Annotated in this window: 24 protein-coding genes; 14 read left to right on the top strand and 10 right to left on the bottom strand. The window is 55.9% G+C overall.

What is annotated here, in order from left to right; translation table 11 throughout:
* Positions 1-2: 2 nt before the first annotated feature.
* Entirely contained in the window at positions 3-1,163 is a 1,161-nt protein-coding gene (gene metB / locus N037_RS07330; protein WP_023333851.1) for a cystathionine gamma-synthase, read from the bottom strand.
* A gap of 276 nt (positions 1,164-1,439) precedes the next feature.
* On the opposite strand from metB, the gene metJ reads away from it, so the two are divergent.
* Positions 1,440-1,757: a met regulon transcriptional regulator MetJ gene (metJ, locus tag N037_RS07325; protein ID WP_007369220.1), complete on the top strand. Its 318-nt coding sequence runs from the start codon at positions 1,440-1,442 to the stop codon at positions 1,755-1,757.
* A 48-nt stretch (positions 1,758-1,805) separates the two neighbouring features.
* Here metJ and rpmE read toward each other — a convergent pair whose 3' ends face one another.
* Complete coding sequence (rpmE, locus tag N037_RS07320; protein WP_003862040.1) at positions 1,806-2,018, bottom strand: 50S ribosomal protein L31; 213 nt, start codon at positions 2,016-2,018, stop codon at positions 1,806-1,808.
* 200 nt (positions 2,019-2,218) lie between these two features.
* On the opposite strand from rpmE, the gene priA reads away from it, so the two are divergent.
* The 7 genes from priA (at position 2,219) to rraA (ending at position 10,184) form a co-directional block, all read left to right on the top strand.
* Positions 2,219-4,414 (top strand): primosomal protein N', encoded by a 2,196-nt coding sequence (gene priA, locus N037_RS07315; RefSeq protein ID WP_032639968.1) that lies wholly within the window; start codon positions 2,219-2,221, stop codon positions 4,412-4,414.
* 119 nt (positions 4,415-4,533) lie between these two features.
* Positions 4,534-5,559 carry a DNA-binding transcriptional regulator CytR gene (gene cytR, locus N037_RS07310; protein WP_023333853.1) on the top strand — a complete coding sequence of 342 codons (1,026 nt, stop codon included), beginning with the start codon at positions 4,534-4,536 and terminating at the stop codon, positions 5,557-5,559.
* Between the two features lie 93 nt (positions 5,560-5,652).
* Complete coding sequence (gene ftsN, locus N037_RS07305; protein ID WP_032639966.1) at positions 5,653-6,648, top strand: cell division protein FtsN; 996 nt, start codon at positions 5,653-5,655, stop codon at positions 6,646-6,648.
* 94 nt (positions 6,649-6,742) lie between these two features.
* Positions 6,743-7,273, top strand: coding sequence for an ATP-dependent protease subunit HslV (hslV, locus tag N037_RS07300; RefSeq protein WP_008501802.1), 531 nt, complete (start codon positions 6,743-6,745; stop codon positions 7,271-7,273).
* Positions 7,274-7,282: 9 nt separating this feature from the next.
* A complete protein-coding gene (gene hslU, locus N037_RS07295) occupies positions 7,283-8,617 on the top strand; it encodes an HslU--HslV peptidase ATPase subunit (RefSeq protein WP_023309685.1) in 1,335 nt (444 codons plus the stop codon).
* A 68-nt stretch (positions 8,618-8,685) separates the two neighbouring features.
* Positions 8,686-9,606 carry a 1,4-dihydroxy-2-naphthoate polyprenyltransferase gene (menA, locus tag N037_RS07290; protein WP_032639965.1) on the top strand — a complete coding sequence of 307 codons (921 nt, stop codon included), beginning with the start codon at positions 8,686-8,688 and terminating at the stop codon, positions 9,604-9,606.
* A 92-nt stretch (positions 9,607-9,698) separates the two neighbouring features.
* Entirely contained in the window at positions 9,699-10,184 is a 486-nt protein-coding gene (rraA, locus tag N037_RS07285) for a ribonuclease E activity regulator RraA (RefSeq protein WP_023333856.1), read from the top strand.
* A 568-nt stretch (positions 10,185-10,752) separates the two neighbouring features.
* Here the strand turns inward: rraA and zapB are convergent.
* A complete protein-coding gene (gene zapB / locus N037_RS07280; protein WP_032639963.1) occupies positions 10,753-10,992 on the bottom strand; it encodes a septal ring assembly protein ZapB in 240 nt (79 codons plus the stop codon).
* Between the two features lie 399 nt (positions 10,993-11,391).
* Here zapB and N037_RS07275 point away from each other — a divergent pair, with 399 nt between their 5' ends.
* From N037_RS07275 to fpr, 4 genes are all read left to right on the top strand, one after another.
* The gene (locus N037_RS07275) at positions 11,392-12,237 is read left to right on the top strand and encodes an MIP/aquaporin family protein (RefSeq protein ID WP_032639961.1); all 846 of its coding nucleotides are present in this window, start codon (positions 11,392-11,394) and stop codon (positions 12,235-12,237) included.
* Positions 12,238-12,258: 21 nt separating this feature from the next.
* A complete protein-coding gene (glpK, locus tag N037_RS07270; RefSeq protein WP_023333857.1) occupies positions 12,259-13,767 on the top strand; it encodes a glycerol kinase GlpK in 1,509 nt (502 codons plus the stop codon).
* Between the two features lie 106 nt (positions 13,768-13,873).
* Positions 13,874-14,884, top strand: coding sequence for a class II fructose-bisphosphatase (glpX, locus tag N037_RS07265; protein ID WP_032639959.1), 1,011 nt, complete (start codon positions 13,874-13,876; stop codon positions 14,882-14,884).
* A 96-nt stretch (positions 14,885-14,980) separates the two neighbouring features.
* Positions 14,981-15,727: a ferredoxin--NADP(+) reductase gene (fpr, locus tag N037_RS07260; RefSeq protein ID WP_023333859.1), complete on the top strand. Its 747-nt coding sequence runs from the start codon at positions 14,981-14,983 to the stop codon at positions 15,725-15,727.
* On the opposite strand, the gene N037_RS07255 is transcribed toward fpr, so the two are convergent.
* Positions 15,728-16,147 (bottom strand): DUF805 domain-containing protein, encoded by a 420-nt coding sequence (locus N037_RS07255; protein ID WP_023333860.1) that lies wholly within the window; start codon positions 16,145-16,147, stop codon positions 15,728-15,730.
* 112 nt (positions 16,148-16,259) lie between these two features.
* On the opposite strand from N037_RS07255, the gene N037_RS07250 reads away from it, so the two are divergent.
* Entirely contained in the window at positions 16,260-16,856 is a 597-nt protein-coding gene (locus N037_RS07250) for a DUF1454 family protein (protein WP_032639956.1), read from the top strand.
* Between the two features lie 111 nt (positions 16,857-16,967).
* On the top strand, positions 16,968-17,735 hold the full coding sequence (tpiA, locus tag N037_RS07245) for a triose-phosphate isomerase (RefSeq protein ID WP_014172206.1): 768 nt from the start codon (positions 16,968-16,970) through the stop codon (positions 17,733-17,735).
* 48 nt (positions 17,736-17,783) lie between these two features.
* Here the strand turns inward: tpiA and N037_RS07240 are convergent, their stop codons facing one another.
* From N037_RS07240 to cpxP, 6 genes are all read right to left on the bottom strand, one after another.
* The gene (locus N037_RS07240) at positions 17,784-19,088 is read right to left on the bottom strand and encodes an SLC13 family permease (RefSeq protein WP_032639954.1); all 1,305 of its coding nucleotides are present in this window, start codon (positions 19,086-19,088) and stop codon (positions 17,784-17,786) included.
* A 73-nt stretch (positions 19,089-19,161) separates the two neighbouring features.
* Entirely contained in the window at positions 19,162-19,905 is a 744-nt protein-coding gene (locus N037_RS07235; RefSeq protein ID WP_032639953.1) for a CDP-diacylglycerol diphosphatase, read from the bottom strand.
* Positions 19,906-20,012: 107 nt separating this feature from the next.
* Positions 20,013-21,002: a sulfate ABC transporter substrate-binding protein gene (locus tag N037_RS07230; protein WP_023333864.1), complete on the bottom strand. Its 990-nt coding sequence runs from the start codon at positions 21,000-21,002 to the stop codon at positions 20,013-20,015.
* A gap of 210 nt (positions 21,003-21,212) precedes the next feature.
* Positions 21,213-22,175 carry a 6-phosphofructokinase gene (gene pfkA, locus N037_RS07225; protein ID WP_023309696.1) on the bottom strand — a complete coding sequence of 321 codons (963 nt, stop codon included), beginning with the start codon at positions 22,173-22,175 and terminating at the stop codon, positions 21,213-21,215.
* A gap of 174 nt (positions 22,176-22,349) precedes the next feature.
* Positions 22,350-23,243, bottom strand: a complete 894-nt coding sequence (gene fieF / locus N037_RS07220) for a CDF family cation-efflux transporter FieF (protein ID WP_023333865.1) — start codon at positions 23,241-23,243, stop codon at positions 22,350-22,352.
* A gap of 153 nt (positions 23,244-23,396) precedes the next feature.
* Positions 23,397-23,903 (bottom strand): cell-envelope stress modulator CpxP, encoded by a 507-nt coding sequence (cpxP, locus tag N037_RS07215; RefSeq protein ID WP_023333866.1) that lies wholly within the window; start codon positions 23,901-23,903, stop codon positions 23,397-23,399.
* Between the last annotated feature and the right edge of the window lie 36 nt (positions 23,904-23,939).

Genomic DNA, 23,939 nt, shown 5'->3' with positions numbered 1-23,939 from the left:
GATTACCCCTTGGCTGCGATCCGGAAGGCATTTTCCAGATCGGCAATTAAATCTTCAGAATCTTCAATACCGGTTGAGATCCGCAGCAGCGTCTCAGAAATCCCGGCGGCGGCACGTGCTTCCGGTGCCATACCTGCGTGCGTCATGGTCGCGGCGTGGGAGATCAAGCTTTCAACCCCACCTAAAGACTCCGCCAGCGTAAACAATGACAGCCCGCTCAGGAAGCGACGCAGCGTTTGCTCGTCACCGTCCAGTTCAAAACTTAACATCGCGCCAAACCCTTTCTGCTGGCGCGCGGCAATCTCGTGCCCCTGGTTTTCCGGTAGCGACGGGTGATACAGCTTCTTCACCAGCGGCTGGTTTTTCAGGAAATCGACGATCGCCTGGGCATTGCGCTGCGCCACGTCCATGCGCGGCGACAGCGTGCGAATGCCGCGCAACAGCAGATAGCTGTCGAAGGCACCCGCGGTGACGCCAATATTATTGGCCCACCATGCCAGTTCGGTGACAACGTCGGGATCTTTGGCAATCACCACGCCTGCTACCACATCAGAATGGCCGTTCAGATATTTAGTGCATGAATGCAATACCAGATCGGCACCCAGTGCGAGTGGGTTCTGAAGGGCCGGACTGAGGAACGTATTATCCACTACACTTATCGCTCCCGCATCCCTTGCGAGCTGACAAATTTTCGCAATATCGACAACGCGCAACAATGGATTGCTTGGACTTTCCACCAGAACCAGCTTTGGCTTCTCTGCCAGCGCCTGCTTCAGCGCCTGTTCGTCGTTTTGATCGACAAACAGCACGCGATAGCAGCCGCGTTTTGCCAGGCTATCGAACAGACGATAGCTGCCGCCGTAGCAATCGTGCGGCGCAACCAGCAGGTCACCTGGTTTCAGGAACACCGTGGTCACCAGGTGAATGGCTGACATCCCCGTATTGGTTAATACTGCACCTGCGCCACCTTCCAGCTCGGCCAGCGCACGCTGCGTCACGTCACGCGTAGGGTTGCCACGACGCGAATAATCATGCGCGCGGGGTTCATTAAATCCGGTGAAATTGTAGGTACTGGAAAGATGAATCGGCGGGACAACGCAGCCGTACTGCTCGTCATCATTTAATCCGCTACGCACTGCAATAGTGGCCTGTTTACGCGTCATGGTGAGGGCTTCCTGGCGAATGAGGTGAAAAGTCAGGCACCAGAGTAAACATTGAAAGTATGGACGTCAATACATCTGGACATCTAAACTTCTTTGCGTATAGATTGAGCAATGCGCAAATAGCCGTTAAAATTATATGCTTTAGTGCACGCTGCAGCGGCAATATCCGTGCCACGGTATCGTCTCTACGGTAAACTAGGCAAGATTGCGGTTCAAAACGGGTGGTTACAGGTTTTGCACCTTTAGATAAATGACTGAGAGGATTAAAGGTATCTCATGGCTGAATGGAGCGGCGAATATATCAGCCCATACGCTGAGCACGGTAAGAAGAGTGAACAAGTAAAGAAAATTACGGTTTCTATTCCTCTGAAGGTGTTGAAGATCCTCACCGATGAACGTACGCGTCGTCAGGTGAACAACCTGCGCCACGCGACCAACAGCGAACTGCTGTGCGAAGCGTTCCTGCATGCGTTTACCGGTCAACCGTTGCCGAACGATGAAGATCTGCGCAAAGAGCGCAGTGATGAAATCCCGGAAGAGGCGAAGGTGATCATGCGTGAACTGGGTATTGACCCGGATACGTGGGAATACTGAGAAGCGGATACAAAAAAGGCACCTTGCGGTGCCTTTTTTTCGGGAAACTTATTTAGCGCCCGGGATGCTGAAACGCTTGTTGAAGCGGTCAACACGGCCACCGGTTGCAACATCACGCTGCTTACCAGTGTAGAACGGGTGGCATTTGCCGCACACGTCCAGGTTCAGATCGTGACCCACGGTGGAGCGGATCTGGATAGAGTTACCGCAAGAACAGTTTGCAGTAATCATTTCGTATTTCGGGTGAATATCTTTTTTCATGGGAGAACCTCAGTTAAGGCCGCGTCGCTCTTCCAGCCCTAACGCCAGACACCACGCGATGTTGAATGTAATTTCTCTGGCGTAATATACACCAAAGGCGGCGAATCATACAGAATTTGACCAACGTATGCAAACTGATCCGCACGCCGCTTTCACTAATGTGTATACTAACGCGCCACTTTTCAAGTCAGGAAGATTCGATGCCCGTCGCTCACGTTGCCCTGCCCGTTCCGCTTCCCCGCACCTTTGACTACCTGCTGCCCGACAGCATGAGCGCTAAAGCGGGCTGTCGCGTGACCGTGCCGTTTGGCAAACAGCAGCGCGTGGGTATTGTTGTCTCCGTCAGCGACCAAAGCGAACTGCCGCTCAATGAACTGAAGTCGGTCGTTGAGGTGCTGGACAGCGAGCCGGTTTACTCCACCAGCACCTGGCGACTGCTGCTGTGGGCGGCAGATTATTATCATCACCCGATTGGCGACGTGCTGTTCCACGCCCTGCCGATCATGCTGCGCCAGGGCAAGAGCGCCAGCCACGCGCCGATGTGGTACTGGTTTGCTACCGAGCAGGGTCAGGCGGTGGATATTAACAGCCTCAAGCGCTCGCAGAAACAGCAGCAGGCCCTGGCGGCGCTGCGTCAGGGGAAAATCTGGCGTCATCAGGTCGACGAGCTTGAGGTCAGCGAAACGGCGCTACAGGCCTTAAGAAAGAAAGGGCTGAGCGAACTGGCCAGCGAAGCACCCGCTCTTTACGACTGGCGGGAGAGTTTCTCCGTTTCAGGGGATCGCCTGCGCCTGAATACCGAGCAGGCCACCGCCGTGGGCGCGATTCATAGCGCCTCCGATCATTTCTCTGCCTGGCTGCTGGCGGGCGTGACGGGTTCTGGCAAGACCGAAGTCTACCTGAGCGTGCTGGAAAACGTGCTCGCTCAGGGCAAACAGGCGCTGGTGATGGTGCCAGAAATTGGCCTGACGCCGCAAACCATCGCCCGATTCCGCGAACGCTTTAACGCGCCGGTTGAGGTGCTGCACTCCGGCCTGAACGACAGCGAGCGCCTAAGCGCCTGGCTGAAAGCGAAAAACGGTGAAGCGGCGATTGTGATCGGCACCCGCTCGTCGCTGTTTACCCCGTTTAAAAATCTTGGCGTTATCGTGATCGACGAAGAACACGACAGCTCCTATAAACAGCAGGAAGGCTGGCGCTATCACGCCCGCGACCTGGCTGTTTATCGCGCGCACAGCGAGCAAATTCCTATTATTCTCGGCTCCGCCACGCCTGCGCTCGAAACGCTGCACAACGTGCGCCAGCGTAAATACCATATGCTGCGCCTGACGCGTCGGGCGGGGAATGCCCGTCCGGCCATTCAGCACGTGCTGGATCTGAAAGGTCAGCAGGTCCAGGCCGGGCTCGCGCCTGCATTGATCACCCGTATGCGCCAGCATTTGCAGGCGGGCAATCAGGTCATTCTGTTCCTCAACCGACGAGGCTTCGCGCCCGCCCTGCTGTGCCACGACTGCGGCTGGATTGCCGAGTGCCCGCGCTGCGACCACTACTACACTTTCCACCAGGCCCAGCGGCATTTGCGATGTCACCACTGCGACAGCCAGCGGCCGGTGCCGCGCCAGTGCCCGTCATGTGGTTCCACGCATATCGTGCCGGTGGGTCTGGGAACGGAACAGCTGGAACAGGCGCTTGGCCCTTTCTTCCCGGACGTGCCTATTTCGCGTATCGACCGGGACACCACCAGCCGCAAAGGGGCGCTGGAACAGCAGCTGGCGGAAGTGCATCGCGGTGGCGCGCGCATCCTGATTGGCACCCAAATGCTGGCCAAAGGCCATCACTTCCCGGACGTGACGCTGGTCGCCCTGCTGGACGTGGACGGCGCACTGTTCTCGGCAGATTTCCGCTCCGCCGAGCGCTTCGCCCAGCTGTATACCCAGGTGGCGGGGCGCGCCGGTCGCGCCGGTAAACAGGGCGAAGTGGTGTTGCAAACGCACCATCCTGAGCACCCGCTGCTGCAAACTCTGCTGCATAAAGGCTATGACGCTTTTGCCGAGCAGGCGCTGGCCGAACGCCAGACCATGCAGCTGCCGCCGTGGACCAGCCACGTCATCATCCGCGCGGAAGATCACAACAACCAGCAGGCGCCGCTTTTCCTGCAGCAGCTGAGAAACCTCCTGCAGGCCAGCCCGCTGGTGGATAACCCGCTGTGGATTTTGGGCCCGGTGCCGGCGCTGGCACCAAAACGCGGCGGACGTTTCCGCTGGCAAATCTTACTTCAGCACCCCTCGCGGGTTCGTCTTCAGCATATCGTCAGCGGCACGCTGGCGCTCATCAACACCCTGCCGGAAGCGCGAAAAGTGAAGTGGGTGCTGGACGTCGATCCCATCGAAGGCTGAAGACGGATCGAAAAATTTAACGCTCCTCACACTTTTTATGAAAATTCTGTAACCGATTCCATTAACTATCTGTAAAAATGGTGATGTCAGAAGTTCGGTGTTCAGGCGAGGAGAAGACGTTGAAGTCCAGGAAAGAGGTTGCCACAGCGACCATGAAAGACGTTGCCGAGAAAGCACAAGTCTCAACGGCAACCGTGTCCCGCGCATTAATGAACCCGGACAAAGTCTCCCAGGCGACCCGTAACCGGGTGGAGCAGGCTGCGCTTGAAGTGGGCTATTTCCCACAGGCGATGGGGCGTAACGTTAAACGCAATGAGTCGCGCACCATTCTGGTGATTGTGCCGGACATCTGTGATCCCTTCTTCAGCGAGATCATCCGCGGTATTGAAGTCACCGCAGCGGAACAGGGTTACCTGGTGCTGATTGGCGATTGTGCTCACCAAAACCAGCAGGAAAAAACCTTCATCGACCTCATTATCACCAAGCAGATCGACGGCATGCTGCTGCTTGGCTCTCGCCTGCCGTTTGATGCCAGCATTGAAGAACAGCGTAATTTACCGCCGATGGTCATGGCCAACGAGTTTGCGCCAGAGCTGGAGCTGCCGACGGTCCACATTGATAACCTCACCGCCGCGTTCAACGCCGTAAACTATCTCCAGGAGCTGGGGCATAAGCGCATTGGCTGTATTGCCGGGCCGGAAGAGATGCCGCTGTGCCACTATCGCTTACAGGGCTACGTTCAGGCGCTGCGCCGTACCGGCGTCACCGTCGATCCGCACTACATTGCGCGCGGTGACTTTACCTTCGCCGCGGGTGGACAAGCGCTGGAGAAACTTCTGGATCTGCCTGAACCGCCAACCGCCGTATTTTGTCACAGCGACGTGATGGCGCTGGGCGCATTATCCTACGCCAAACGCCGCGGCCTGCGGATACCGAAAGATTTATCGATCGTCGGATTCGATAATATTTCGCTTTCAGAATTTTGCGACCCGCCGCTCTCAACGGTCGCTCAGCCGCGCTACCAAATCGGCCGCGAAGCGATGCTGCTTCTGCTGGATCAGCTTCACGGTCAAACAGTTAGCAGCGGCTCACGTTTGCTGGACTGCGAACTGATTGTTCGCGGCACTACCCAGGCATTGACTTAAAGTAAACGTCTTTCGGATACCCTTATCTGGTCAAAGCCCCGCCGCTTAAGTAACATGGCGGACTGACGAACGAATAAATACAGCGAAACGATAGTGGCACAACGAGATTATGTACGTCGCGGCCAGCCGGCACCTTCGCGACGCAAAAAGAGTAGCTCAAGGAAAAAGCAACGTAACCTGCCTGCTGTATCGCCAGCAATGGTCGCTATTGCTGCGGCTGTAGTCGTCGCCTTTATTGGTGGCCTGTACTTTATCACGCACCATAAAAAAGAAGAGTCTGAGGCGCTTCAGGCCAGTAAAGTTGCCGGAAATGGCCTTCCTCCGAAGCCTGAAGAGCGCTGGCGCTATATCAAAGAGCTGGAAAGCCGTCAGCCTGGGGTGCGTGCGCCAACCGAACCTTCTGCGGGTGGTGAAGTGCAGAATGCGAATCAGCTGACGGATGAACAGCGTCAGCTGCTGGCACAAATGCAGGCCGATATGCGCCAGCAGCCTACGCAGCTGAACGAAGTGCCGTGGAATGAGCAGACGCCGGCGCAGCGTCAGCAAACGCTGCAGCGACGTCAGGCGCAACAGCAGATCCAGCAGCAGCAACAACAGCAATGGGCGCAAACCCAGCCGGTGCAGCAGCCGAAAGCACAGCCGCGGGTAACGGAACAGCCATACCAGCAGCAGACGCGTACGGCGCAGTCCCAGCCTGTTCAGCAGCAGCCAAAAGCGCAGCCGCAAAAACAGGCGGCCCAGCCGTATCAGGATCTGCTCCAGACGCCAGCACATACCACCGCGCAGCAGCCGAAAACGCAGCCGGCCGCGCCGGTCACCAAAGAGACCGAAGCGCCGAAGCAGACGGCGGAGAAAAAAGACGAACGCCGCTGGATGGTGCAGTGCGGTTCGTTCAAAGGTGCCGAGCAGGCGGAAACGGTGCGCGCGCAGCTGGCCTTTGAAGGGTTTGATTCGCGTATTACCACCAATAACGGCTGGAATCGCGTGGTGATTGGTCCGGTCAAAGGCAAAGAAAATGCCGATGGCACCATTTCTCGTTTGAAAATTGCCGGTCACACAAACTGCATTCGACTCGCCTCCGGGGGTTGAAACCCCCAAATTCCCCCCCATCTATCATTTAATTCAGCCCTGAGCACAGGCTCAGGGCTTCTGTTTCCCGATTCTGTAACCAGGGGGTCTGCTCGTGACAACAATAGTAAGTGTACGCCGTAACGGCCATGTGGTAATCGCCGGTGATGGCCAGGCCACGCTGGGTAATACCGTCATGAAAGGCAACGTGAAGAAAGTGCGTCGTCTCTATAACGACAAAGTGATCGCCGGTTTTGCAGGCGGCACGGCGGACGCCTTCACGCTGTTTGAACTGTTTGAACGCAAACTGGAAATGCACCAGGGTCATCTGGTGAAAGCCGCCGTTGAGCTGGCAAAAGACTGGCGTACCGACCGCATGCTGCGCAAGCTCGAAGCGCTGCTGGCGGTAGCCGATGAAACCGCCTCGCTGATTATAACCGGTAACGGTGACGTGATTCAGCCGGAAAATGACCTGATTGCCATCGGCTCTGGCGGCCCGTACGCCCAGGCTGCAGCCCGCGCGCTGTTGGAAAATACCGACATGAACGCGCGTGATATCGCGGTGAAGGCGTTGGATATTGCAGGCGATATCTGCATTTATACCAACCACAACCACACCATCGAAGAATTGACCTCCAAAGCGTAAGGATCTCCCATGTCTGAAATGACCCCACGCGAAATTGTCAGCGAACTGAACAAACACATTATCGGCCAGGATAACGCGAAGCGTTCCGTGGCTATTGCCCTGCGTAACCGCTGGCGTCGTATGCAGCTTGACGAAGAGCTGCGCCACGAAGTGACGCCGAAAAACATTCTGATGATCGGTCCAACCGGCGTCGGTAAAACCGAAATCGCCCGTCGTCTGGCCAAACTGGCTAACGCACCGTTCATCAAAGTTGAAGCCACCAAGTTCACCGAAGTGGGCTATGTGGGTAAAGAAGTGGACTCCATCATCCGCGATCTGACCGACTCGGCGATCAAAATGGTGCGTGTCCAGGCCATTGAGAAAAACCGCTACCGTGCAGAAGAGATGGCCGAAGAGCGCATTCTCGACGTGCTGATCCCACCGGCAAAAAACAACTGGGGCCAGGCAGAACAGCAGGCGGAACCGTCCGCTGCGCGCCAGGCATTCCGCAAAAAGCTGCGTGAAGGCCAGCTGGACGACAAAGAGATTGAGATCGATCTCGCTGCCGCGCCAATGGGTGTGGAAATCATGGCACCTCCGGGCATGGAAGAGATGACCAGCCAGCTCCAGTCCATGTTCCAGAACCTGGGCGGCCAGAAGCAAAAAGCGCGTAAGCTGAAAATTAAAGACGCGATGAAGCTGCTGATTGAAGAAGAAGCGGCAAAGCTGGTGAACCCGGAAGAGCTGAAGCAGGACGCTATCGACGCGGTTGAGCAGCACGGTATCGTGTTTATCGACGAAATCGACAAAATTTGTAAGCGCGGCGGCAACAGCTCCGGTCCGGACGTGTCCCGCGAAGGCGTTCAGCGCGACCTGCTGCCGCTGGTTGAAGGCTGCACCGTCTCCACCAAGCACGGCATGGTGAAAACGGACCACATCCTGTTTATCGCTTCAGGCGCGTTCCAGGTTGCCAGCCCATCGGATCTGATCCCTGAGCTGCAGGGGCGTCTGCCTATCCGCGTTGAGCTGCAGGCGCTGACCACCGAAGATTTCGAACGTATTCTGACCGAGCCAAACGCCTCTGCTACCGTTCAGTACAAAGCGCTGATGGCGACCGAAGGCGTGAACCTCGAGTTCACCGAAGACGGTATCAAACGTATTGCCCAGGCTGCCTGGCAGGTTAACGAAACCACCGAGAACATCGGTGCGCGTCGCCTGCATACCGTGCTGGAACGCCTGGTCGAAGATATCTCTTATGATGCGAGCGACCTTAACGGTCAAACCGTTACCATTGACGCAGAATATGTGAGTAAACATCTGGATGCGTTAGTGGCAGATGAAGATCTGAGCCGTTTTATCCTATAATCGCGGTTACTGGATTCTCATCACGTTTAATGGGGGCTAATGCCCCCATTTTTATTGGCTAAATACTTATGACTGACATCAGCCGTACGCAGGCGTGGCTCGAAAGTCTGCGCCCTAAAACACTTCCTCTGGCCTTTGCCGCGATTATCGTCGGCACCGCCCTTGCCTGGTGGCAGGGTTATTTCGATCCGCTGGTCGCCGCGCTGGCGTTGATTACCGCGGGCCTGCTGCAAATTCTCTCCAATCTCGCCAACGACTACGGCGACGCGGTAAAAGGCAGCGACAAGCCGGACCGCATCGGGCCGCTGCGCGGAATGCAGAAAGGGGTGATTACCCAGGCGCAGATGAAACGCGCGCTGATTATCACCGTGGTGCTGATCTGCGTATCCGGCCTGGCGCTGGTGACGGTGGCGTCTAAAACCACCAGCGATTTCATCGGCTTCCTGGTGCTGGGTTTATTGGCCATTATCGCGGCCATCACCTACACCGTCGGCACGCGTCCTTACGGTTATATTGGGCTCGGAGATATCTCCGTACTGGTATTCTTCGGCTGGCTGAGCGTGATGGGGAGCTGGTACCTGCAGGCGCACACGGTGATCCCTGCCCTGTTCCTGCCCGCGACCGCCTGCGGTCTGCTGGCGACGGCGGTACTCAACATCAACAACCTGCGCGACATCGACAGCGATCGCGAGAACGGCAAAAATACCCTGGCGGTTCGTCTGGGACCGGTCAATGCGCGCCGCTATCATGCCTGCCTGCTCATTGGCGCGCTGGTCTGCCTGGCGCTGTTTAACCTGATTTCCTTGCAGAGCTTGTGGGGCTGGCTGTTTGTGCTTGCCGCGCCGCTGCTGATTAAGCAGGCCCGCTTTGTGATGCGTGAACTCAGCCCGGCAGCCATGCCGCCAATGCTGGAACGCACGGTAAAAGGCGCCCTGCTGACTAACCTGTTGTTCGTCATCGGGATTGTGTTAAGCCAGACGCTCAGTTAGCTGACAAATATCAATTAACAATTGATGATTTTGCCAACAACGCATTTCGCACGATATACTGAACACATTCGCAGCAACTGAGCGTTAAACCTATGAAATACGATACCTCCGAGCTTTGTGACATCTACCAGGAAGATGTCAACGTCGTTGAACCGCTGTTCTCCAACTTTGGTGGGCGGTCGTCGTTTGGCGGGCAAATCATCACGGTGAAATGTTTCGAGGACAACGGGTTGCTCTACGATCTGCTCGAACAGAATGGCCGCGGCCGTGTTCTTGTGGTCGACGGCGGCGGTTCCGTGCGCCGTGCATTGATTGATGCTGAACTGGCGGGAATTGCCGTCCAGAATGAGTGGGAAGGCCTTGTGGTGTACGGTTCCGTGCGTCAGGTGGACGATCTGGAAGACCTGGATATCGGGATTCAGGCCATCGCGGCTATCCCGGTAGGGGCGGCGGGCGACGGCATCGGCGAAAGCGACGTGCGCGTTAACTTCGGCGGCGTGACCTTCTTCTCCGGGGACCATCTCTACGCCGATAATACCGGCATTATCCTTTCCGAAGATCCGCTGGATATCGAGTAGTAAAACCGTAAGCGTGAACCATAAAAAAACCGCCAACAGCAATGTGGCGGTTTTTTTGTCCCTCGAGATTCGCGGTCCGTTGGGGAGTTTTGCAGGCTAACACCAGGGATCTTCATCATACTCTCGTCCAACCCTTGGGCAACCCCTCAGAAGCTTTATAAAATCCTAATTGTTTATGAATTCCTTAACACCACGGTTGCTGCTTATTATGATGCAGCGTCCCTTTCCGCCATCTCGCAAATGGGCATCGGTCCAGGGAAAGGTGTCTTCACAACCGTAAAACAGGCTAACACCAGGGCTTGTGTCCACCGACTTATCACCGGTGGTGAACGGTGGAGCGGTTAGCTGCAGGGACCGCATAATGAAACGCTATTTATGTATCGCGTTCATTGTCGCCAGCGTACTCGTGGTAAAGAGTGATGAACCCAATGTGTTCGTTGCTTATGCTATGACAGCGCAGGACAAGTAGCGTTAAGGCCGCCGTTGGCGGCCTTTTTTATAACCTGCATAAAAAAAGCCGGGTGGCGGCTTCGCCTTACCCGGCCAGGTCAGTTCATCCCGATGGGAATTAAACTTCTTCCATACGTCCCAGCAGCGCCTGCAGGCGATCCTGCCAGCCGTTCTGCTGCTCGCGCAAATGGTTGTTTTCGCGCTCCAGCTCTTCGCGGCCGTGCTGAGCGTTCTGAACTTCCTGCGCCAGGCTGTTGTTCTTCTCTTTCAGTTCTTCAATTTCCATCTGCAGCAGGGTGATGGTGTCAATCGCCTGCTGTACTTTCGATTCCAGTTTCTCAAACACTTCTAAAGACATGATGCTACCTCTCCTGAATTGCAAGGCGACGCTTTAACATAAACGCGCACGACATATACCGTCGATTGTATGGAGCGCGGCGCTCTGTGTCCAGCGACACACCGCGCAGATCGCGGTTTGCAACACTTTTAGGTCTGGTCCTGGTGCGTTCGCGTCATATACCCCTAAATTGTTAACTGATTCGTTAATGAAATGATTCAGCTCACATTCTTGTACTGATGCAAAAATGTGCTTTATGGCGCGAAAACGCTCATTTTATTGACGCAGACCACACATTTTGATTTCGATATTTCTCGTTTTTGCTCGTTAACGATAAATTAACACTATGTCTACAGGACATCGTGGCTGTCACGGGCGGCCATGCTAACAATAAACATCAATTTCTTCAGGATTCCGATTATGAGTCAGACATCAACCTTAAAAGGCCAGTGCATTGCCGAGTTCCTTGGTACCGGGTTGTTGATATTCTTCGGAGTGGGCTGTGTCGCTGCACTGAAAGTGGCAGGTGCCAGTTTTGGTCAGTGGGAAATCAGTATCATCTGGGGTCTGGGCGTGGCGATGGCCATCTACCTGACTGCAGGGGTTTCTGGTGCACATCTTAACCCGGCGGTGACAATCGCGCTGTGGCTGTTCGCGTGCTTCGATGGACGCAAAGTTGTTCCTTTCATCATTTCTCAGTTTGCCGGCGCCTTTTGCGCAGCGGCGTTAGTTTACGGGCTTTATTACAATCTTTTCATCGACTTCGAACAGACGCATCATATGGTGCGCGGCAGTGTCGAAAGTCTGGATCTGGCTGGCATCTTCTCAACCTATCCGAACCCGCATATCAATTTTGTGCAGGCGTTCGCAGTTGAAATGGTGATTACCGCTATTCTGATGGGCGTTATCCTGGCGCTGACCGACGACGGAAACGGCATTCCGCGCGGCCCGCTGGCCCCTCTGCTGATTGGTTTGCTGATTGCGGTGATTGGCGCATCCATGGGTCCGCTGACCGGATTCGCGATGAACCCGGCACGTGATATCGGACCAAAAGCCTTCGCCTTTATCGCAGGCTGGGGCGACGTCGCCTTCACCGGCGGCAAAGACATTCCTTACTTCCTGGTACCGCTGTTTGCACCGGTTGTCGGGGCTGCGCTGGGTGCGTTTAGCTACCGCAAATTAATTGGTCGCCACTTACCGTGCGACACCTGTGTGGAAGAGGAGAAGGAAACGACTTCTACCGCACAACAAAAAGCTTCGCTGTAATCTGACTACGGGACACATACCATGACCGAAAAAAAATATATCGTTGCGCTCGACCAGGGCACTACCAGCTCCCGCGCTGTCGTAATGGATCATGACGCGAACATCGTCAGCGTGTCACAGCGCGAATTTGAGCAAATTTATCCTCGTCCAGGCTGGGTAGAACACGACCCGATGGAGATTTGGGCGTCACAAAGCTCCACGCTGGTCGAAGTGCTGGCGAAAGCCGATATCAGTTCCGACGAGATTGCCGCGATTGGTATCACCAACCAGCGTGAAACCACTGTTGTCTGGGAGCGCGAAACCGGTAAGCCCATTTACAACGCTATCGTCTGGCAGTGCCGCCGTACATCCGAGATCTGCGAACAGCTGAAGCGCGACGGTATGGAAGAGTACGTGCGCAGCGCTACCGGTCTGGTGGTTGACCCGTATTTCTCCGGCACCAAAGTGAAATGGATCCTCGACCACGTGGAAGGTTCACGCGAGCGTGCTAAACGCGGCGAGCTGCTGTTCGGTACCGTCGATACCTGGCTTATCTGGAAGATGACTCAGGGACGCGTTCACGTCACCGACTACACCAACGCCTCGCGTACCATGCTGTTCAACATCAACACCCTAGAGTGGGATGACAAGATGCTGGACGCGCTGGATATTCCGCGTGCGATGCTGCCTGAAGTGCGTAAGTCTTCAGAAGTGTACGGCCAGACCAACATCGGCGGTAAAGGGGGCACCCGTATTCCTATCGCCGGTATCGCCGGTGACCAGCAGGCGGCCCTGTTCGGCCAGCTGTGCGTCAAGGAAGGGATGGCGAAGAACACCTACGGCACCGGCTGCTTTATGCTGATGAACACCGGCGAGAAAGCGGTGAAATCAGAAAACGGCCTGCTGACCACCATCGCCTGCGGCCCGCGCGGCGAAGTGAACTATGCGCTGGAAGGCGCGGTGTTCATGGCCGGTGCGTCTATCCAGTGGCTGCGCGACGAGATGAAGCTGATCAGCGATGCGTTCGACTCCGAGTACTTCGCGACCAAAGTGAAAGACACCAACGGCGTGTACGTGGTGCCTGCATTCACCGGTCTGGGCGCACCGTACTGGGATCCGTATGCCCGCGGCGCGATTTTCGGCCTGACGCGCGGTGTGAACTCTAACCACATCATTCGCGCCACCCTGGAATCTATCGCCTACCAGACGCGTGACGTGCTGGAGGCGATGCAGGCGGACTCCGGCATTCGTCTGCACGCCCTGCGCGTGGACGGCGGTGCGGTAGCGAATAACTTCCTGATGCAGTTCCAGTCCGACATTCTGGGCACCCGCGTTGAGCGCCCTGAAGTGCGTGAAGTGACGGCGCTGGGCGCGGCGTACCTTGCCGGTCTGGCGGTAGGCTTCTGGCAGAACCTGGACGAGCTGCAGGAAAAAGCGGTGATCGAACGCGAATTCCGCCCTGGTATCGAAACCACCGAGCGTAACTTCCGCTACAGCGGCTGGAAGAAAGCGGTGAAACGCGCCCTGGCGTGGGAAGAGCACGACGAGTAAGCCCCCCTCACCCTAACCCTCTCCCCAAAGGGGAGAGGGGACTTAAAACCCCCTCTCCACTCTGTGATAAACTTCGTGCAATTCCTTTTGATTGCACGAGTACCTCATGAAACGTGAACTTGCTATCGAGTTTTCCCGCGTCACCGAAGCTGCCGCCCTCGCCGGCTATAAATGGCTGGGTCGTGGCGACAAAAATACCGCAGACGGCGCAGCCGTCCATGCCATGCGCATTGTCCTTAACCAGGTCAACATCGACGGCACTATCGTGATCGGTGAAGGCGAGATCGACGAAGCGCCGATGCTCTATATCGGTGAAAAAGTCGGTACCGGAAAAGGCGATGCCGTGGATATCGCGGTCGACCCGATCGAAGGCACCCGCATGACGGCGATGGGTCAGGCCAATGCCTTAGCGGTGCTGGCCGTGGGCGATAAGGGCTGCTTCCTCAACGCGCCGGACATGTATATGGAAAAGCTGATTGTCGGTCCTGCCGCGAAGGGCGCAATCGACCTTAGCCTGCCGCTGGAAGAGAACCTGCGCAACATCGCTAAAGCCCTGGCTAAACCGCTTAGCGAACTTACCGTGACGATTCTGGCGAAACCGCGCCACGACGCCACCATCGCGCAGATGCAAAAACTCGGCGTGCGCGTGTTTGCCATTCCGGACGGTGACGTTGCCGCCTCAATCCTGACCTGCATGCCGGATAGCGAAGTGGACGTGCTGTACGGCATCGGCGGCGCGCCGGAAGGTGTGGTCTCCGCGGCAGTGATCCGCGCGCTGGATGGCGATATGCAGGCCCGTCTGCTGCCCCGCCATGAGGTGAAAGGCGACAGCGAAGAGAACCGCCGTATCGGGGAAAACGAGCTGGCACGCTGCGAAGCGATGGGCATCGAGGCCAATAAAGTGCTGGCTCTGGACGAAATGGCGCGTAGCGATAACGTTGTCTTCTCGGCGACCGGCATCACCAAAGGCGATCTGCTGGACGGCATCACCCGCAAGGGTAATATGGCCACCACCGAAACGCTGCTGATCCGCGGTAAATCACGCACCATTCGCCGCATCCAGTCTATCCACTATCTCGACCGCAAAGACCCGGACGTACAGACGCACATTCTGTAAAACCGTTTGATCGATAGAGCTTTCCGGCCCTGACGGGCTGGAAATTGTCACCACAAGTACGGAAGATAGAACAGAGAAACAGCACAGGAGAAGATCATGGCGGACTGGGTAACAGGTAAAGTCACAAAGGTACAGTTCTGGACCGATGCGCTATTTAGTCTCACCGTACATGCTCCCGTTCACCCGTTTAAAGCCGGGCAATTTGCGAAGCTGGGGCTGGATGTCGACGGCGAGCGCGTGCAGCGCGCATACTCTTACGTTAACGCGCCTGATAACCCGGATCTCGAGTTCTATCTGGTCACCGTTCCTGACGGTAAACTCAGCCCGCGGCTTGCCGCGCTTAAGCCCGGCGACGAGGTGCAAATTGTGAGTGAAGCAGCAGGCTTCTTTGTTCTCGAAGAGATCCCTGACTGCGACACGCTCTGGATGCTGGCAACCGGTACGGCCATCGGCCCTTATCTCTCTATTTTGCAGTACGGCAAAGATCTGGAACGCTTTAAAAACATCGTGCTGGTTCACGCTGCACGCTACGCCGCAGACCTGAGCTACCTGCCGCAGATGCAGGCGCTTGAACAGCAGTACGGCGGGAAGTTAAAGATTCAGACGGTGGTCAGCCGCGAAACCGTAGCAGGAGCGCTTACCGGCCGCGTACCGGCGTTAATTGAGAGTGGCGCCCTGGAAAACGCGGTGGGCCTGCCGCTGAACGCTGAAACCAGCCACGTCATGCTGTGTGGTAACCCGCAGATGGTGCGGGACACGCAGCAGCTTCTGAAGGATACCCGGCAGATGACGAAACATCTTCGCCGCCGACCGGGCCATATGACCGCCGAACACTACTGGTGATCAGCGGTACTTCACCTCAACGGTATCTTTACCGTATTTATTTTCGCTCTGGGTGCCAATAAACGCGCCCAGATCGACAATCATCATCACAAAGATGACCGACGGCAGCAGCCTGCCCACAACCCACGGCAGGATGGACGGAAGCATCGCCCAGTTTCCCGCCACCAGCATCCACGCCAGAATTATCAGAAATGCCCACGCGCCGGAACGTCCGCGATCGTGCAGACGCTTTACGACAACCGCCGCCGTTGGCCATAGCAGGCAGACCAGCGCGAAGGCCGCCGTTTGCGTGCTCAGCCATGCATTGTAAGCAACGAAAAACAGAAGCAGCATGGCGACAATCCACGTCACCATCCAGATCCAGAAATCACGGCGTCCAATACGCCCTTTGAACGAAAACAGCCACTGCTGTATGGTCATGTAAGGTTCCTTATTATCGTATAGCGCGCATTTTACCCTGGAGTTGTGACCTTTTGACAAGCCGACCAGATATCGTTTTAATCATGAGCACTTACGGCCAGGGGCAATGTTGATGAAAAGTTCGGCACGTTCTCTCTTCCTGTGTTTAGCGCTGCTCAGCGTGGGTTATCCCCTGCACGCCGCCGAAACCAGCGCCCCGACCACAGCACCGTATCTGCTGGCGGGCGCGCCGTCGTTCGATCAATCCATCAGCCAGTTTCGTGAAACCTTCAATCAGACCAACCCCACGCTGCCGCTGGATGAGTTTCGCGCGATTGATGGCTCACGCGATACCCCTACACTGACGCGTGCGGCAAGCAAGATAAATGAAAATTTGTATGCCTCCACGGCGCTGGAGCGCGGTACGTTAAAAATTAAAAGCATGCAAATCACCTGGCTGCCGATACAGGGACCAGAGCAGAAAGCCGCTAAGGCGAAAGCGCTGGAGTACATGAGCGCGGTATTGCAGGCCTTTACCCCTGCGCTGACGAAAAAGCAAAGTCAGCAAAAGCTGCAAAAACTCCTTACCGCCGGGAAAAACAAGCGTTACTACGCCGATACCGAAGGCGCGATCCGCTATGTTGTGGCGGACAACGGCGAAAAAGGACTGACCTTCGCTGTTGAACCGATTAAGCTGGCACTATCTGACACCCTCGGCGGGGCGAATTAATGACAAAAAGCAAAGCCTTTCGAGGGAAAATCTCTATACTGATTCACAGACCATGCTGCCCGACAGGGTGGCCATATTCCTTAATTCGCTTATTTAGCGTGGAGAATTGAAATGCGACATCCTTTAGTGATGGGTAACTGGAAACTGAACGGCAGCCGCCATATGGTAAACGAGCTGGTTGCGAACCTGCGTAAAGAGCTGGCTGGCGTAACCGGCTGCGCGGTTGCTATCGCTCCGCCAGATATGTACCTGGATCTGGCTAAACACGCCGCTGACGGCAGCCACATCATTCTGGGCGCGCAGAACGTTGACGTTAACCTGTCTGGCGCGTTCACCGGTGAAACCTCCGCTGAAATGCTGAAAGATATCGGCGCGAAATACATCATCATCGGCCACTCCGAGCGTCGCACCTATCACAAAGAATCCGATGAGTTCATCGCGAAGAAATTCGCCGTGCTGAAAGAGCAGGGTCTGATCCCGGTTCTGTGCATCGGTGAAACCGAAGCGGAAAACGAAGCGGGTAAAACCGAAGAAGTGTGCGCACGTCAGATCGACGCCGTGCTGAAAACCCAGGGCGCGGCAGCGTTCGAAGGCGCGGTCATCGCATACGAGCCAGTCTGGGCGATCGGTACCGGCAAATCGGCAACCCCTGCGCAGGCTCAGGCGGTTCACAAATTCATTCGTGACCACATTGCTAAAGCCGACGCAAAAGTCGCTGAGCAAGTGATCATCCAGTACGGCGGTTCCGTAAACGCCTCCAACGCTGCTGAGCTGTTCACCCAGCCAGACATCGATGGCGCGCTGGTTGGCGGTGCATCCCTGAAAGCTGACGCTTTCGCGGTGATCGTTAAAGCGGCAGAAGCGGCTAAACAGGCGTAATTGCCTTTGTGGCGGGTGGCGCTTGCGCTTGCCCGCCCTACAAAAAACCTACAACTTCCCTAACACGCTAAACCACAAATAATCCAGCGGCAGCAGCACCAGATAGGTCGCAATCGCCAGCGCCAGACAGAGCAGCATCCCCGCCTTCGCAGGCACCTTCCCCAAGCCCATCGCCACCACAATCGGCGACGCCTGATACGGCAGCAGCGGCGTGGAATAGCCCAGCACCTGAATCATGATCACCGACAGCAGCGGGAAACCGGTCGCGTCCGAGAAGCTCTGCGCCAGGGTGGTGTAAAGCGCCGGCACGCCGTTGGCGGTCATAATGAAGTTGAGCGCGGTGGTAATACCGGTCAGCGCCAGGAAACTGGTGAACGGCCTGTCTGCATCCAGCGGCATGATATGGAGCAACGCCTCGCCTACGGCCGAACCGATACCGGTCTGCGTCACCGTAATGGCCAGCCCGAGAATACCTGCGACGTAAATACAGGTGCGCATATTCACCCCCGCCGAGAACTCCTCGCCGGTGATAAAACCGATGCGCGGAAGCATGACGATGACCGAGGCCGCCAGCCCCGTCCACGCGGGCCCCACGCCGTGCCAGCTCTCCGTCACCCACATCCCCAGCACCACCGCCAGCAGCCAGGCAAGACGCTTTTCATCCCGCCCCATAGGCTCAGACGGCGCCTGTTCCTTCTGCGGTTTTGGATTGCCGGGAAATAGCCAGCAGATAAGGCCAATCAGAATCAGGCCTTTGAGAATACCGAGCACCGGCGTGTGCAGCAGCAGATACGGGACATAGTTCAGGTGAATACCGTACGAACCTTCGGCTGCGCCGCTCATCACCAGGTTGGGTACGTTAGCGGGCAGAATCGTCGCCGAAAGCTGGAAAGTCCCGAACCCCACGGCCAGCGCAAGCCCGAACCAGGCGCGGGAGCCGTCGGCGATACCGGCGCGTTTTGCCATCGCCGCGACAATCGGCATCAGCAGCGCAATACGCCCCATGTTTGACGGCATCACAAACGCCAGCGCGTAGCTCAGCAGCACCACGCTCGCCACCATCATCATCCAGGAGTCAGTGAGCCTTGCCGACAGCGCCCGGGCGGCCCTGTCCGCCAGGCCGGTTTTACGGATCGCCACGCCGAGAACAAAGCCGCTGAATACCAGCCAGAAAGCTGACGAGGCAAAACCGCCGAAGATAACCTCCGGCGGGGCGATTCTGGCGGTCATCGCCGCCGTGAAGAACAGCAGCGCGGTGATAAATTCCGGCAACAGCGACGTCGCCCACAGCACGATGGTGACGCCAACGATCAGTGAGGGCAGCAGCAGAGGATACGTTAACCAGAGCGACATACCTGTCTCCTGTAGAATTTTTCAGCAAGTCTACGGTGACAGGCCGCCCGAGTAAACGCGATTTATGGTGGGGTTATTTCAGGATAGTGCATTGATGATCCTGTAATTCCTCCGCTGACGCGCGATTAAGCGTGAGCAGGTTACGCTCTGTCGCCAGCAAAACGAACGAGCCGTCCGACTGCTGCGCCATCGCCAGGGCAAAGCGCCCCATATGGTCGCGCGCCTCCGGCAGCTCTTCCGCCAGCATCATAAACGGACTGCGCTGAACCAGCTCATTTTCCGTCACCCGACGAGCAAGATACTCATGCCCTTCCAGCCCACCCGGGAACGGCAGCCACTGGGTGCTGATTTCGCCCTGCGCCGCGTTGAGCTTCTCGCGCACGTCCGGGCGAAGGCAGGAGATATGAATATGGAAATGGTTCTGCGTGCGCCCTGTCGGGGAGTTAATCGTCAGCGAAATGGCGCTGTCAGGCACTTCGGATCCACGCTTCAGGGTCATAAAGCTGCGCGACTGCCACGCCAGCCAGAAAAAGTTCGGCGTATGAGCGTCGGTTAACAGCGGGCTCTCGGTACCGTTGATGCGATATGTCGGCATCAGCAGGTACTGCAGCGGCCCGTTGCGATCTTTAAATACCACATAGCCTGCATCCGTTTTCACCTGCGCACACGGCGCCGGGTTACGGTTCTGGATCTGATTCGGCACACACTGGTCGAGAACGATATGTCGCAACGCATTCGGATTACCCGCCTTCATCCAGTACCAGCCGCCAGCGGCAAGGGCGATGACAATGAGGATCAATAAGATAATTTTTTTCACAACGCGTTCCCTGTTTTCAATAGAGGCAAAAGAGTAACGCAAAATGATGACCAAATAAAAAACCCGGCGGATTTCTCACGCCGGGTTTTCGTGTCATGGGCTAATGGTTAGCGCTGGCTGATCTGGTCGAAAGTGCCGCCGTTAGAGAAGTGCTCTTTCTGCGCTTTCGTCCAGCCGCCGAACTCGTCATCAATGGTGAAGAGCTTCAGCTTAGGGAATACGCTTTCGTATTTCTTCGCAACGGCCGGATCGCGTGGACGGTAGAAGTTTTTCGCTGCAATTTCCTGGCCTTCTGGCGAGTAGAGATACTTCAGGTACGCTTCCGCCACCGCTTTGGTATCTTTTTTCTCAACCACTTTGTCGACCACGGAAACCGTCGGCTCAGCCAGAATAGACTCGCTTGGGGTGACGATCTCAAACTTGTCTTTACCCAGCTCGTTGGTGGCCAGCAGGGCTTCGTTTTCCCATGCGATCAGCACGTCGCCAATCCCGCGCTCGACGAAGGTGTTGGTGGCGCCACGCGCGCCGGAGTCCAGCACCTCAACGTTTTTATACAGCGCTTTCACAAATTCCTGCGCTTTGGCCTGGTCGCCATTGTTGTGGTGCAGCGCGTAGCCCCACGCGCCCAGGTAGTTCCAGCGAGCGCCGCCAGAGCTTTTCGGGTTCGGGGTAATCACAGAAACGCCCGGTTTGATCAGGTCATTCCAGTCATGGATCTGTTTCGGGTTGCCTTTACGTACCAGGAAAACAATGGTGGACGTGTATGGCGCGGAGTTATCCGGCAGGCGTTTGATCCAATTTTTGTCGATGCGGCCACGCTCGGCGATCGCGTCGACGTCGTAGGCCAGCGCCAGGGTCACCACGTCGGCTTCAATACCATTGATAACCGAGGTCGCCTGCTTGCCGGAGCCACCGTGAGACTGGCGAACCACGACATTGTCACCGGTTTCCTGCTTCCAGTGTGCTGCAAACGCTTTGTTGTATTGCTCGTACAGTTCACGCGTCGGGTCGTATGACACGTTCAGTAACTGGATGTCCTTAGCCAGAACGCTGGTCGATGCCAGCAATAATGTAAAACCCACGCCCCATTTATTCATCGCCCAGCTCTCTTATGTAGTGTTTTGATGAATGCAGCGTGCCAGAAAGCGAATCGAGGATTAAAGAATAAAAAAAGATTGGCTATAACGTAGTGGAATAAAAAAGCGTGCGCGCATAAAAAAGCCGGGTGGCGGCGACGCCTTACCCGGCCTACGAGTCGTGCTTTTGTAGGCCCGGTAAGCGCTGCGCCACCGGGCAATCAACATCGATCAGTACAGTTTTTTCGCGCAGTCCAGCCAGTCACCTTTAAACGGACGCTTCATGTTTTCAATCGCGTCGATGATGTCATGATGAACCAGTTTTTCGTTCTGAATACCGACGCAGCGGCCGCCGTGACCCTGCAGCAGCAGATCGATAGCGTACGCGCCCATACGGGACGCCAGAATACGGTCGTAAGGGCCTGGGGAACCGCCACGCTGGATGTGACCCAGTACGGTCGCGCGGGTTTCACGTTTGGTTTCGGCTTCGATGTACTTCGCCAGCTCGTCAACGTCACAGATGTGCTCGGTGATCGCCACGATCGCGTGTTTTTTACCTTTCGCGATGCCCGCTTTGATTTCAGCCACCAGATCTTCACGGCTAAATTCGACTTCTGGCACGACGATAAATTCGCAACCGCCCGCAATGGCTGCCGCCAGCGTCAGGTCGCCGCAGTAACGGCCCATCACTTCAACGATAGAGATACGCTGGTGAGAAGACGAGGTGTCACGCAGACGGTCAATCGCTTCAACAACGGTACCCAGTGCAGTAAAGAAGCCGATCGTGTAGTCAGTGCCTTTGATGTCGTTGTCGATGGTGCCCGGCAGACCGATGCACGGGAAACCCATTTCGGTCAGACGTTTTGCACCCATATAGGAGCCGTCACCCCCGATAACCACCAGGGCGTCCAGGCCGCGTTTCTTCATGTTTTCGATAGCCACTTCACGAACGTGTTCATCACGGAATTCCGGGAAGCGTGCAGAACCGAGGAAAGTACCGCCACGGTTGATCATGTCAGACACGCTGTAACGGTCGAGCTGGACCATACGATCTTCATACAGGCCCAGATAACCGTCATAAACGCCAAAAACTTCCAGGCCTTCCGTCAGCGCTGCACGGACAACACCACGAATTGCCGCGTTCATGCCCGGCGCATCACCGCCGCTTGTCAACACACCGATTTTCTTAATCATGACTACCTCTGAACTTAGGAATGCAAAATTGAAATCTGTTGCCGGAAGAAACTTATCGACCAACGAATACTGCAAATAGTATATCAATCCCTTCCAGCTGAATTGATTCAGGTCAGACCAAATGGCGGTAATTTATACACAAAATGCTGGCCTGGCTCACTTTTTTACAACGAATTACGAAAGCCCAACATGACCGGGTACAACCGAGCAGGGATCCTGGTGAATGATGACGTCTGAACCAGGAAAACGCTGCAAAATCGCCTGCTCGACCTGCTCAGCAATAACGTGAGCCTGTACCAGTGGCAGGTTGTCTTCCATTTCAATATGAATCTGAATAAAGCGGGTCGGCCCTGACTGCCGCGTTCGAAGATCGTGTGCACCGCTGACGCCGGGCCAGGAGGTCACGATGGAAAAAATTTCATTGCGTTCTGAGTCCGGGAGGGCGCGGTCAAGCAGTGATTGCACCGCTTCATACCCCATCCGCAGGGCACTATATAAAATATAGATACCAATCCCTAACGCAAACAACGCATCGGCCCGATGCCAGCCATACCAGGCCAGACCGAGCGCAATAAGAATAGCCCCATTCATCATAACATCAGATTGATAATGAAGCATATCCGCCCGTACAGCCTGACTTTGCGTTTTGCGAACCACCCAGCGCTGGAACGTTACCAGAACAAGTGTGCATATAAGCGCAACGACCGTTACAACGACGCCCACGCCGGGATCGTTCATCGGTGTCGGCGAGACGAGATGCTGAATGCCGGTGAGAAACAGGAACAGCGCAGAACCGGATATAAACATACTTTGCGCCAGCGCGGCCAGCGACTCCGCTTTACCGTGCCCAAAGGTGTGCTCTTCATCCGCTGGCTGCAGCGAGTAACGCACGACCAGCAGGTTGGTCAATGAGGCGGCAATGTCCATCAGCGAATCCACCAGCGCCGCCAGAATACTGACCGAGCCGGTGTACCACCAGGCAAAGATTTTAATCAGTAACAGGCTGGATGCCATAACGGTCGCCGCGATGGCGGCCCGGCTGACCAGTCTTCCATAGGATTGATTCATAAACGCTCCTGTCATGTCATGCCGCTATTATAACGGAAGCATGAGGAGTCGAAGGGTGAATAAACGGTTAACAATAGAGAATGACAGGCAAAAAAAACCCCCACATCATGTGGGGGAAGACAGGGATGGTGTCTATGGCAAGGAAAACAGGGTTTACTGGTTACTACGGGTACTGCTATTGCTACTGAAAAACGTCGTTTCTGAGCTTCGCTGCATCCGTGCAACCTCACGCAGCTGGTCCATTCGCTGCTGATGTTTGGTGTTCAAAACCGCTTGCTGCTCGGGCGTTAGCAGGTGGAACATCTGGTTGCGGACCTTCGCCATCTCTACCTGACGGGCAACCTGTTCCTGTGCCATTTTTTCGGCCTGAGCGCGTACAGCGCTTTCGTCAAAATTTTCTGCGGTGACAAGGCGATGCATTGTCTCCATTTCGCTAACATTAACAGGAGGCTGCTCGTGTCGTGCCCTCTGCATCAGATCTCGCATCTGTTGACGCTGATGTTCGGTTAAACTTATGCCGTCAAACATATGGCTTTGGCTGCTGTTCTGCGTTACACCCTCTTGTAAGGGACTGTTATCGCTGATGATAGCTACAGCAGCCTGGCTAAACGCACTGAACGCCAGCGTTGAGGCCATGACGGCAGCGGTAACTTTGCGCATCACTTGCTCCCAAAATCTTTCGTGTCGCGATTCAAC

The sequence above is a fragment of the Enterobacter sp. EGD-HP1 genome, from assembly GCF_000733275.2.
GTDB lineage: Bacteria > Pseudomonadota > Gammaproteobacteria > Enterobacterales > Enterobacteriaceae > Enterobacter.
The sequence above is the reverse complement of the archived record's forward strand: the minus strand, read 5'-3'. Positions and strand labels throughout refer to the sequence as shown.